The organism is Nocardia sp. NPDC049935 (assembly GCF_055586645.1).
Genome location: NZ_JBVJHV010000004.1, coordinates 197,134 through 209,666 on the forward strand (window position 1 = coordinate 197,134; position 12,533 = coordinate 209,666).

Annotated in this window: 6 protein-coding genes; 5 read left to right on the top strand and 1 reads right to left on the bottom strand. The window is 70.8% G+C overall.

Going from position 1 to position 12,533, the window contains the following annotated elements; genetic code table 11:
• The first annotated feature begins 176 nt into the window (after positions 1-176).
• The 5 genes from ACZ6SF_RS17655 to ACZ6SF_RS17675 all read left to right on the top strand — a co-directional run bounded on the left by ACZ6SF_RS17655 (position 177) and on the right by ACZ6SF_RS17675 (position 10,819).
• On the top strand, positions 177-7,280 hold the full coding sequence (locus ACZ6SF_RS17655; RefSeq protein WP_466063205.1) for an amino acid adenylation domain-containing protein: 7,104 nt from the start codon (positions 177-179) through the stop codon (positions 7,278-7,280).
• 77 nt (positions 7,281-7,357) lie between these two features.
• Complete coding sequence (locus ACZ6SF_RS17660) at positions 7,358-8,356, top strand: ABC transporter substrate-binding protein (RefSeq protein WP_466063206.1); 999 nt, start codon at positions 7,358-7,360, stop codon at positions 8,354-8,356.
• Positions 8,353-9,732 (top strand): enterobactin transporter EntS, encoded by a 1,380-nt coding sequence (gene entS / locus ACZ6SF_RS17665; RefSeq protein WP_466063207.1) that lies wholly within the window; start codon positions 8,353-8,355, stop codon positions 9,730-9,732. The genes ACZ6SF_RS17660 and entS overlap by 4 nt, the downstream gene beginning before the upstream one ends.
• Positions 9,732-10,568 carry a siderophore-interacting protein gene (locus ACZ6SF_RS17670; protein WP_466063610.1) on the top strand — a complete coding sequence of 279 codons (837 nt, stop codon included), beginning with the start codon at positions 9,732-9,734 and terminating at the stop codon, positions 10,566-10,568. Before entS ends, ACZ6SF_RS17670 begins: the two co-directional genes overlap by 1 nt.
• A gap of 8 nt (positions 10,569-10,576) precedes the next feature.
• A complete protein-coding gene (locus tag ACZ6SF_RS17675) occupies positions 10,577-10,819 on the top strand; it encodes a phosphopantetheine-binding protein (RefSeq protein ID WP_466063208.1) in 243 nt (80 codons plus the stop codon).
• Between the two features lie 47 nt (positions 10,820-10,866).
• On the opposite strand, the gene ACZ6SF_RS17680 is transcribed toward ACZ6SF_RS17675, so the two are convergent.
• The gene (locus tag ACZ6SF_RS17680) at positions 10,867-12,519 is read right to left on the bottom strand and encodes a (2,3-dihydroxybenzoyl)adenylate synthase (protein ID WP_466063209.1); all 1,653 of its coding nucleotides are present in this window, start codon (positions 12,517-12,519) and stop codon (positions 10,867-10,869) included.
• Between the last annotated feature and the right edge of the window lie 14 nt (positions 12,520-12,533).

Genomic DNA, 12,533 nt, shown 5'->3' on the forward strand with positions numbered 1-12,533 from the left:
TCCGAGCCTGTCGCCTTAAGGACTATTCCATGAAAGGTGTTTACTTTAGTAAAGGTTAGGCTAACCTCAACTGTGGTCGTGTGTCCGTCGCCGGGTCGTGAGGGGGTCGGCGGGGCAGGCGAGAGTGATTCACAGCGAAGGGAGTTGCCGTGTCGGCGGCAGTGCAGAATGCCTCGGTGACCAGCGGTCCCGGATTACCGCTCACCGGTCCTCAGCTGGGAATCTGGAACGCGCAGCAGTTCGACCCCGAATCCGGCCGGTATCTGGTGGGGGAGGTCCTCGAGATCACCGGCGAGGAACCCATCGATGTCGGCCTGCTGTCCGAGGCGATCCGGCTGACCGTCGCCGAAGCCGAGAACATGCGGCTGCGCTTCCGCGATACCGACGCCGGCCCACGGCAATTCGTCGGCGACGAGCCCGCCGTCCTGCAGCCGATGATCGATCTGCGCGGGGCGGCCGAACCGCTGTCGCTCGCCCACGAGGCGGTGGCACTCGAGCGCCATCACGCGGCCCAGCGGTGCCGGGGCATGGTCGACCGGCGGCTCTACAACTACACGCTCATCCGGCTCTCCGAACGCGAGGTGTGGTGTGTCCAGCTCTACCACCACCTGATCGTCGACGGGTACAGCGCCGCGCTGCTCTCGCGCCGGGTGGCCGCGCACTACACCGCGCTGCGGCGCGGTACCGAACCGCCGAAGGCGACCTTCGGGACCATCGCGGCACTGGTCGCCGACGAGCAGAGCTACCGCGCGAGCGAACAGTTCGCCGACGACCAGCGGTACTGGCGTGAACAGCTCAGTCCCGCACCCGCACTCGACGGCCGCGGCACCGCCCTGGGCGGCGCGGTGGAACGCACCATCCGCGCCGAGGCGGTCCTGCCGGTGGAGACCCTGGACAAGCTGAAGGCGTGCGCCGAGCGCTACCGGATCACCTGGGCCGACGGGCTCATCGCCTGCTACGCGGCGTATCTGCAGCGACTCCTGGGCACCTCCGATGTGGTGCTGTCCATGCTGATGATGGGCCGGGTCGGCCGGGTCGCGCTGAGCACTCCGGTGATGGCGGTCAACGTGCTGCCGCTGCGGCTGGCGGTGCACGCCCACGAAACGGTCGGCGAACTCGGTGTGCGGGTGGCCGAAACGCTGCGCGAGATGCGCCGGCACCAGCGCTACAGTGGCGCCGACCTGGCCCGCGACCTGCGCGGGTTCGGTGCGGGCGAACTACTGCACGGAATCGGGATCAACCTGAAGGTCTTCGATTTCGCGCTCGATTTCGACGGCGCCGAGGGGGTGCTGCGCAATGTGGCCGGCGGACCGCCGGAGGATCTGGGCCTGGTGGTGACGCCCCTGCCCGACAAATCGGTGCTGCTGAACTTCGAATGCGACGCCCGCACCAACGAACCCGAGGTCGCCTACCGCCGGGTGGCGGGTCTGGTCCGGGTGATCGAGGCGTTCACCGAGTTGGACAAGGTGCAGGTCGGGGCGCTGGAACTGCTCGAGCGCGCGGAACGGAACCGGTTGCTGGACACCCGCACCGGACCGGCGGCCGCCGCCGGGAACGAATTGGTACCCGCGGCCCTGGACCGGATGGTGGCGGCGTACGCCGGCGATACGGTCCTGGTCTCGGGGTCGGTGCGCTATACCGGCGGCGAACTCGGCGCCCGGGTCCACCAGCTGGCGCGCTATCTGCGCGACCGCGGTGTGCGCACGGGTGATCTGGTGGGTGTCGCGCTGCCCCGGACCGCCGATCTCGTGCTCGCGCTGCTGGCGGTCTGGCGTGCGGGCGGCACGTATCTGCCGCTGGATCCGGAACATCCGGTGCCGCGCCTGCTGACGATGGTCGCCGACGCCGAGCCGGTACTGATCCTCACCGACCGCGAATCGGCCGGGCATTTCCCGGGCGCCGTGGCCGCACTCGACGACGAATCGGTGCGCGCGGCGGTGCGGGAGTATTCGGACGGCCCGCTCACCGCGGCCGAAACCGGTGTCGTGCGCGGCGACCATCCGGCCTATGTGCTCTACACCTCGGGTTCCACCGGTACGCCCAAAGGTGTGGTGATCGACCACGCCGCGCTCGCGCAACTGGTCGCCGGACATCGCGGCGGCCTCTACGCCGAGGCGGTGGAAGCGGCCGACGGCCGGCGGCTGGCGGTCGCGCACACCACCTCGTTCGCCTTCGACGCCGCCCTGGACCCGCTGCTGTGGCTGCTCGACGGTCACCGTATCCACCTGTACGACAGCACCGTCCGGCGTGATCCCGCCGCGCTGATCGCGGCGTTCGCGGCCGATGGAATCGAGGTCGTGGACGGTACGCCGACCCTGGCGTCCGCGCTGTTCGCGCACGGTCTGGCCGAGGTGGCGCCGCGGCTGCTGGTGCTCGGCGGCGAGGCCTGCCCGCCGGATCTGTGGCGGGAGACGCAGCGGGCCGGTATCACCGCCGTCAACCTGTACGGGCCGACGGAGGCCACCGTCGACGCGATCGGCGCCGCCGTAGCGGGCGACGAGCCGCATATCGGGTTCCCGCTACCGGGCGTGCGGGCGTATCTGCTGGACAACGGTTTACAGGCGGTCGCCGACGGGCAGACCGGCGAGTTGTATCTCGCCGGTGACGGGATCGCCCAGGGCTATCTGGGCCGCCCGGGTCCGAGCGCCCGGAGTTTCGTTCCCGATCCGTTCGGTGTGCCCGGCGCCCGGATGTACCGCACCGGCGATCTGGCCCGCTGGGTTCCCGGCCTGGGATATTTCTATGCCGGCCGGGCCGACGCCCAGGTCAAGATCCGCGGCCATCGTATCGAGATCGGCGAGGTGGAGGCCGCGCTGAGCGGTCTGCCCGAGGTCGCCGCCGCGGCCGCCGATATCCGTGACCTCGGAGGCCGGCCGAGCCTGATCGGCTATGTGGTCGCCGCGCCGGGGGTCGAGGAGCATTCCGGTGACGGGTCCGCCGATCTCGGCGCCCGGCTGCGCAACCGGCTGGCCGAACTGGTACCCGATCCGATGGTGCCGGCGCGTATCACGGTGCTCACGGAACTGCCGTGGACGGTCAACGGCAAGGTGGACCGGCCCGCCCTGCCCGACCCGGTGGAGTCCGCGGGTGGCCGCGCCCCGGCGACTCCGGCCGAACACACCGTCGGTGCGGTGGTGGCCGAACTGCTCGGCCGCGACGCGGTCGATATCGACGATGATTTCTTCGGCGCCGGTGGAGACAGCATCACCGCCATCGGCGTATGCAGCCGGCTGCGGGAGCGCGGTCTGGTGCTGGCGCCCCAGGATCTGCTCACCCGGCGCAGCCTCGGCGATCTGGCCGCCGCGGCCGAACCGGTGCAGGCCGGTCCGGACACCGAGCGGGTCGTCGCGACCCGCCCCGATTCGGTATCGATCACCCTGCCGCCCGCCACCGCCGGCGAACTCACCGCCGCGCACGGCCCGATCGCCGATGTACTGCCGCTGTCGCCGCTGCAGGAGGGGCTGCTGTTCCACGCGTTGCGCGACGGTGCGGCCGATGTCTACACCCTCACCGCGCGATTCGAACTCGCCGGCCCGCTCGACGCCTCCCGCTGGGAAGGGGCCTTCGCCGAAGTACTGCGCCGGCATCCGAATCTGGGTGCGGCGTTCCACTACGAGCAGACCGATCAGCCGGTCCAGGTGGTTCCCGCCTCCCCGCGGGTGGCCTGGCGTTTCGAAGATCTGACGGATCGGCCGTCCGCCGAGGCCGACGCCGGGGCGCTGGAAACCGCGGCCGGGGCCGAACTGTTCGATATCGGCGAGCCGCCGCTGCTGCGCGCACTGCTGATCCGGCTCACCGATACGGCGCACCGGCTGGTGCTCACCGCCCATCATCTGCTGGCCGACGGCTGGTCGGTGCCGATCCTGCTGCGCGAGATGCTCGCGCTCTACCACGGTGAACAACTCACCGAACCCGGGTACTACGGCGACTATCTGGCCTGGCTGGCCCGGCGCGATATCGACGGCGCCACCCGCCGCTGGAGCGACTATCTATCGGGCCTGGCGGCGCCGAGCCTGCTGGCCACGGGTAGCGGGCGGTCGACCGCGACCGGGCTGCGGGTGCCGGTGACCGAGGAGACCGCCGCCGCGCTGGAGGCCTTCGGGCGGGAACACCGGCTGACCATGAACACCCTGCTGCAGGGCGCCTGGTCCATGGTGCTGGCCGAACAACTCGGCCGTGACGATGTGGTGTTCGGGGCCGTGGTGTCGGGACGGCCCGCGGATCTGCCCGGGGTCGCGGGAATGGTCGGGTTGTTCAGCAATACCGTTCCGGTGCGTTTCGTCCTGGACCCGCACCGCCCGGTCGCCGAACAGTTGGCCGGATTCCAGCAGACGACGCTGGAGATGCAGAACCAGGCCTTCCTGGGCTTGGCCACGGTGGAACGGGCCGCCGGTCTCGGCCGGCTGTTCGACAGCCTCGTGGTCTACGAGAACTTCCCGAAAACCGGTGTGCAGGGCAATGAATCGCACGAGGTCGCGGTGGCCGGCGTCGCCGTGCACAGTCTCACGCATTTCCCGGTGGTCGTGACGGCGCTGCCGGGCGACACGTTCCGGCTCATGCTGCACCACGACCCGGCCGCCGTCGAGCGGGCGCCCGCGCAGCGGATGGCCGAGCGGCTCGGCGCCGTGCTGACCACCCTGGTCCAGGACCCCACCGCCACCGTGGGCGCGGTACTGCGCGCCACCCGCCACCCCGATACCCACGGCGACACGCTGGCCACCTGGGGGCCGGTGGCCGGAATCGACCCAGAGGCCGCCGCGCTCACCGCCGAGGGGGTCACGCTCACCTACGCCGAGTTCCACACTCGGGTCAACCGGCTGGCCCGCTGGCTGATCTCCCGCGATATCGGGCCGGAGGTGCCGGTCGCGGTCGCGATGGGGCGCAGCGCGGAATCGGTGATCGCGGCACACGCCATCTGCCGGGCGGGCGGGGTGTATCTGCCGGTGGATCCCGCCCAGCCCGCCGAGCGGGTGGACACCATCCTCGCCACCGCGTCCGCCGCGCTGGTGCTGACCACCGCCGCCGACGATTTCGGCACCGAACGCGCGCCCGTCGTCACCGTCGGCACTCTCGATCTGTCGGCGTTGCCGGGCGATCCGCTCACCGACGCCGAGCGCCGGGCGCCGCTGCGGCCGGACAATACCGCGTATCTGCTGTTCACCTCGGGCTCCACCGGTGTGCCCAAGGGGGTGACGGTCACGCACGAGTCCATCGTCAACACCTTCGCCTGGTTGCAGGAACAGCAGGGCTTCGCCGCCGGGGACACGATGCTCTACCGCACCCCGGCGACCTTCGACGCATCCCTGCTGGAGATCTTCCTGCCGCTGCTGGTGGGCGCGCGGATCGTGCTTGCCCGCCCCAACGGTCACCGCGACCCCTACTATCAGGCGCGCCTGATGGCCGAGGAACGGGTGACCGCGGTCCAGATGACCTCCTCCATGCTCACCACCATGACCGAGGAAAGCGATCTCTCCGGTTGCACGGCACTGCGCTGCGTGTTCACCGGCGGCGAACCGCTGCCCCCGGCCACCGCCCGCCGCTTCGCCGAACTCACCGGGGCGCGGGTGAACAACCTGTACGGACCCACCGAGGCCGCGGTCTGCATCACCTATCACGCGGCTACCGACGCCGATACCGTGACGGTGCCGATCGGGCGCCCGGCGGGCGGCGCGGGCGTGCGGGTGCTCGACGAGGCGCTGCGACCCGTGCGGGCCGGGGTGGTGGGTGAGCTGTACCTGACAGGTGTGCAGCTGGCACGCGGCTATATCCACCGGCCGGAGCGCACCTCCCACGTCTTCGTGGCCGACCCCGAGGGTCGCGGTGAACGGATGTACCGCACCGGGGATCTGGTGCGCTGGGGCGCGCGGGGCGAGCTCGAGTATGTCGGCCGCGCCGACAGTCAGGTGAAACTGCGGGGTCAGCGCATCGAGCTCGGCGATATCGAATCGGCCGTGCTGCGCCGCGGCGAGATCGCCCAGGCCGTGGTGATCCTGCGCGAGGACATTCCCGGCGACCAGCGGCTGGTGGCCTACCTGCGGCCCCGGGCGGGTGCGGCGGTGGACGCCGGCGCGATACGCGCCACGCTGCGGGAGGTACTGCCCGCGTACATGATTCCGTCGGCGTTCGTGGAGCTCGACGAGATCCCGATGACCGTCAGCGAGAAACTGGACCGTAAGGCGCTGCCGGTGCCGGAGTACCCGGTGGAGGCGCCGGCCGTCGCGGCTCCCGCACCTGCCGGTACACCGGCGGTCGCCGATACCGCGGCCGCGACCGTGGCGGGGGTGCTCGACGCGATGGCGGCGGTGCTGGGCATCGACCGGATCGGCCCGGAGGACGATTTCTTCGCCGCCGGTGGGCATTCGCTCACCGCGGTCCGGCTGGTGGGGCGGCTGCGGCGGGCGGGTCACGAGGTGGTGGTCGACGATGTCTTCGAGGCCCCCACCGCACGCGCGCTGGCCGGGCGGATCGACGGGGTGCCGGTGTCCGGTACCGCGGGCGCGGTCGTTCCCGGGCGCGACGCTCCCGCGCCGGTCTCCGAGGAGATCGCGATGCTGGGCCGCCGGCTCGACCATGTCCTGCGGCTGCGGCCCGCCGGAACCGGGACCCCGCTGTTCTGTGTCCATCCGGTGGGCGGTACGGCCTGGCAGTTCACGCCGCTGGCCCGGCGGCTGCGGGCCGACCGGCCGCTGATCGGACTCCAGCTGCCCGCACTGCGCGACGGCGATTCCGCGGCCGCGACACTCGACGACCTGGCCGCCCGCTATATCGCCACGATCCGGGAGATCCAGCCCGAGGGGCCGTACCACCTGCTGGGTTACTCACTGGGCGGCAATATCGCGCAGGCGATGGCGGCGCTGCTGGTGGCCTCCGGCGCGGAGGTCGCGTTCGTGGGCCTGGTCGATTCGCATCCGCTGGCGAACCTGGCCGAGCAGGCGGCCGGTGTCCTGGCCGACCCGTCCCGGCTCGGGGAACTGCTCCCCGAACTCCCCGCGGACGCTCCCGATCTCGCGGCCCGCATCCGCACCGCGGCCGGTGAGCTGTTGCGCATGGTGACGGTGTCGGAGACACCGCGCTACGCCGGGCCGATGGCGTTGTACGCCGCCGACCCCGGCGGCGACGACGATGCCGCCCGGGTCGCCGCCCAGCTCGCCGGCTGGCGCGCGGCCGGAGCCCGCGTCACCGCCCGCCGGTTGCCCTACAGCCATTTCGGGATCGTGACCGACGACGGCTGGGCGGAGGTCGCCGCCCTGCTCGACACCGATCCGGCGCTGCGGGCCTGAGATGCGCGCCCGCCCCAGAGACTTCGCCGCGGCACCATCCGGTGCCCCGGCGGTTCGAGAAAGAAAGTAGAACACCTATGTCGCTGTTATCCCGAAGCCGCTTCGCGGCCTGGCTACGCGCGGTAGTCGGCCTCTTCGTCGCGGTGGTCGCGGTCGCGGGCTGTAGCTCCTCCGCCGAACCCGCCGCCGAGGGCGGGACCCGGACGGTCCAGACCCAGAAGGGCGCCATCGAGGTGCCCGCCGACCCGCAGCGGGTCGTGGTGCTCAACGGCGCGCTCGCCGGTTACCTCTACGACCTCGACGTTCCGGTGACCGCCGCCGACACCCGGGTGCTCGGCGTCACCGACCGCAGCGGCAAATTCCCCCCGACCTGGACCGCCGACGCGACCGAACAGGGCACCCAGGTGGTCCCGATCGGGCAGGCCGTGAACGTCGAATTCGTGGCTTCCATGCAGCCGGATCTGATCATCGGCGGCGGCCAGGGTTTCCCCGCCAAACAATCGGTGGATGCCTACGACCAGCTCAGCGCGATCGCGCCGACGGTGCTGGTGCCCGGTGATGTCACCGGCTGGCAGGACCAGCTGAAACTGCTCGCCGACGTCGTGAACAAGGGCGACAAGGTCGACGAACTGCTCACCGCCTACAACGATCGCCTCGCGCAGGTGAAGAACGAGATCAAGGCGCCCGAGCAGAAGATCGGCTACTTCCAGTCCGCCTCCGACGGACAGCCGAAGATGATCCTGTCCAACGCCGCGCTGCCGACCCTGCTCGCCGAGCTGGGTTTCCAGGCCGACGACCAGGTGGTGGCCAAGGCCGGTAACCCGGAGATCAACCCCTCCGCCGACTGGTTCAACTTCAGCCCCGAACTGCTGACCAAGGTGCTGGATCAGAAGGCCGTCATCGTGGTGCCGCTCAGCGGTGCCAAGAGCGCCGCCGATCTCGGCAAGGATCCGATGTACGCGCAGCTGCCCGCGTTCAAGGACAAGAAGGTCTACGAACTGCCGGCCACCAGCTACCGGCCGGATTACCGCGGTGTGATGAACACCCTCGACCTGATCTCGGAGCAGTTCAAGTGACGACCCCCGCCGGCCTCCTCATCGATCTCTCCCCGTTGCGGGAGAGCCGGCGGTTCCGCTGTGCCTTCGGCGCGCGCCTGATCTCGGTCCTCGGGATCGGGCTGCTGATGGTGGCGCTGCCGGTGCAGGTCTACGACCTCACCGGGTCGAGTCTGCACGTCGCCGGGGTGTCCACGGCGATGGCGATCGCGCTGTTCGGGGGGAGCCTGGCCGGCGGCGTCATCGCCGACCGGTTCGACCGGCGCACCGTGATCCAGTGGTCGCGGTCGGCGGCCGGAGTGGCCTTCCTGGCGCTCGGCGTGAACTCGCTGCTGCCCGATCCGACGCTGGTCGTGATCTATCTCGCCGCGCTGCTGGACGGCGCGGCCGGCGGTATCAGCGGCTCGGCGCTCATGGCGCTGGTGCCGATGCTGGTGGGCCGGGAGAAAGTGGCCGCGGCGGGTGCGCTGACGACGCTCACCTCGGATCTGGGCACCATGATCACGCCGGCCATCGCCGGTGTGCTCATCGCCCAGATCGGCGTCTCCTTCGCGTTCTTCGCCGCCGCGGTGGCGACCGTGGGCACCGTCGGGCTGGTCCGGGCGATCGGACCGGCTCCGCCGCCGGCGCGGGAGATCCGCAACCCGCTGGTCGAATTGGGGCACGGTATCGGATTCGCGATGCGGCACCGCATCATCCGCGCGGTGCTGGTGAGCGGTCTGCTCGGCATGCTGGTGGCCGGCCCGCTGGTGCTGCTGCCCGCCTTCGCCGACCGCGCGCTCGAGGCCGGTCCGGCGACCCTGGGCCTGCTCTACGCCGCACCCGGCGCGGGCGCGGTACTCGGATCGCTGACCAGCGGCTGGATCGGCCGCGCGAACCGTAACGGCCTGGTGCTGCTGATCTCGCTGGCGCTCATGCCGGTCGGGGTGATCCTGGCCGGGATCTGGCCGCAGGCGGCCTGGAGTTTCTTCGGGCTGGCCGCGTTCGGCGTGGCGCGGGCGGTGAACAACATCCTGCGCTACGCGGTACTGCAGCAGAACTCGCCGGAGGATATGCGCGGGCGGATGTCGGGTCTGCTCATGGTGCAGTCGGTGACCGGTACCGCGGTCGGGTCGATGGCGGCCGGCGCGGTCGGCAATCTCGTGGAACCGGGTACCGCGCTGGTGGTCTACGGCGCCGCGGTGCTGGTGCTGTTCGTACCGGCCCTGGTGCTCATGGCGCCGCTGGCCGGTCTCCTCGCACCCGCGCGCCCGCCCGGACCCGGCGCACCCGCCGGGAAACCGCCCGGCGCGGACGCCGCCGCCACCGCGGAAGTCGCCGGGAGCCTGCCCGGCACGGGGGTGGTCCCACCGGTACAGCCCACCGGGATCGTGGACAAAGGAAAGGACGGTGTGTGATGGATCGCGCGGCCTACCGTGAACGGATCGCCGAAGTACTGGCGGGTGCGCACGGCGCGAAGGTCGGGTACCCGATCGGCCTGCGGGAAGTGGAGGTGATCCGGACCGCGGCCGTGGGAACCGGCCTGATCCGGATCACCTTCGGCGGACCGGGTCTCGACGGGTTCCACAGCTACGTCCCCGACGAGCACGTGCGGCTGATCTTCCCCGATTCCGACGGCGCCCTGCGGCTGCCCGTGCGCGACGGGCTGTCGCTGGAATGGCCCGCGCCACGGCCGATCTCCCGGGAGTACACGGTGCGGCGCCACGACGCCGCCGGTGCCGAACTCGATATCGATTTCGCGCTGCATCCCGGTGGCCTGGCCGCCGAATGGGCGAAATCGGTCGACGTGGGTACCCGCATCCATATCGCCGGTCCGCCCGGGGGCGTGGTCGTACCCACCAGTTACGACAACTACCTGTTCGCCGGTGATATCACCGCGTTGCCCGCGATCGCGCGATGGCTGGAATGGCTGCCGCGCGACGCCAAGGGCTGGGCGTTCGTCGAGATCACCGACGAGGGTGAGGAGATCGAGCTGGACCCGCCCGCGGGTATCGAGGTGCGGTGGCTGCACCGGGGCGATGTGGCGCCGGGCACCGGGGATCTGCTGGAGAAGGCGGTGCGCACGGTCGATGTGCCCGCCGGGCAGACCGTGTACGCGTGGGTCGCCGGCGAAGCCGGGCAACTGCGTCCGATCCGCAAATGGATACGCGGCGAACTCGGTGTCGGGCCGAAGGACTGCCTGATCGCGGGCTATTGGAAACACGGGGTCGCGGATTTCGACCGCGAGGAATGAGGGATCAGATGACGAACGAATCGACGACGGTATCCGATCGCGAGCGGTTCATCCGGGATGTGGCCGAAGTGATGGGCGTCGCCCCCGGGGAGCTGTCCACCGATACCAATCTGCTCGACGCCGGGCTGGATTCGGTGCGCATCATGCAACTGGTGGAGAAGTGGCGCGCGGAAGGTCACGAGACCGTCGATCCGATGCTGCTGGCCGGTGATCCGGTACTGGATTCCTGGCTGGAGGTGCTGTGCCCGTGACCGGGCGCCGCGCACCGCGCGTGCGGCGCGGTGCGCGGCACCGGGGGTCACTGCTCGCCGTGGCTCTCGGCCAGCAGCCGCCGCAGATCGCGGCGGCTGGTCTTGCCGACCCCGGTCTCCGGGAACTCGGGCACGGTGACCACCGCGTCCGGCATCTTCCAGGCGGCGATCCCGCGTCCGCGCACGAAGGCGCGGACCGTGGTGAGCGTCGGCGGGTCCGCCGGATCCAGTGGCTGGACGAACGCGCAGATTCGCTGTCCGAGCACCGGATCGGGCGTGCCGACGATCACCGCGTCGCGGATCCCGGGATGTTCGAGCAGATGTTCCTCGAGCTCCTCGGCCGAAACCTTCTCCCCGCCCCGGTTGACCCAGTCGCCGGCGCGGCCTTTCACCACGAGATTGCCGTCGGGGCGCACGGCGACGATATCGCCGGTGCGGTACCAGCCGTCCGGGGTGAAACTGCGGGCGTTGGCGTCGGGATTGTCGTAGTAGCCGCGGATCGTGTACGGGCCCTGGGTCATCAGGTTTCCGTCGGCGCCCGGCGCGACCTCCTCGCCCGCGTCGTCGACGATCCGGATCCGGTCGTACTCCGACATCGGCCGGCCCTGGGTGCCCACCACCACGTCGAGCGGATCGTCGAGGCGGGTGTAGCAGACCAGGCCCTCGGCCATCCCGAAGACCTGCTGCAGGGTGGCGCCCAGCGCGGGGCCGACCCGCTTGGCCAGTTCGTCCGGGCAGCGCGCGCCGCCCACCTGCAGCACCCGCAGGGTGGACAGATCGGGCAGTTCGCCGCCCTTCTCGGCCCGCTCGACCCACAGCCGCGCCAGCGGCGGGACGAGTCCGGTGATGGTGACCCCGAAACGCTCCACGGCCGCGAAAGCGGTCGACGGGGTGGGGTCGGGCGTCATGGCCACGGTGCCGCCCGCGTAGAGGGCGCCGAGGATGCCCGGCGAACTCATCGGGAAGTTGTGGGCCACCGGCAGGGTCGCGAGATAGACGCTGTCCGGGCCGAGTTCGGTGATCTCGGCGCTGCGGCGCACGCTGTAGAGGTAGTCGTCGTGGGTGCGCGGGATGAGCTTGGGAATCCCGGTGCTGCCGCCGGACAACTGCAGGAAGGCGACATCGGAGGCGTCGACCTCGGGCAGGTCGCCGGGTTCGTCACGGAAATCGGCGAGATCGGCGGCGCGGTCGGCGAACTCGTGATCCGGATCGTCGGTGAGCAGCAGCAGGTGGCGCAGGCTCGGGACCGCGGCGCGAACCTTGTCCGCCAGGGCCGCGTAGTCGAAGAGCTGATGGCGGTCACAGGTGACCATCGCGACCGCCCCGGCGGCGGTGCCGATGGGGATCAGTTCGGCCTCCCGGTGCGCGGGCAGGCAGAACACCGGCAGGGCGCCGAGATGGAACAGCGCGAAGATCACTTCCACGAATTCGGCGCGGTTGGGCAGCTGGACCAGGACGCGGTCGCGGGGTTCGATCCCGAGCCGGCGGAACCCGGTGGCCAGCGAGCGCGCGCGGCGGTCGAGTTCGGCGTAGGTCCAGCGATGCGATGCGTCGACAACGGCGATCGCATCGGGGGTGTTCTTCGCACGGTCGGTCAGAAGAGCGCCGAACGTTTCACCGGTCCAACACTTTTCGGTTCGGAACCGGTCGGCTTCCTCCGGCGGCCACGGTATGAAACCGGGGAGCGCGGTCGATGGCATGGGGCACCTCTTTC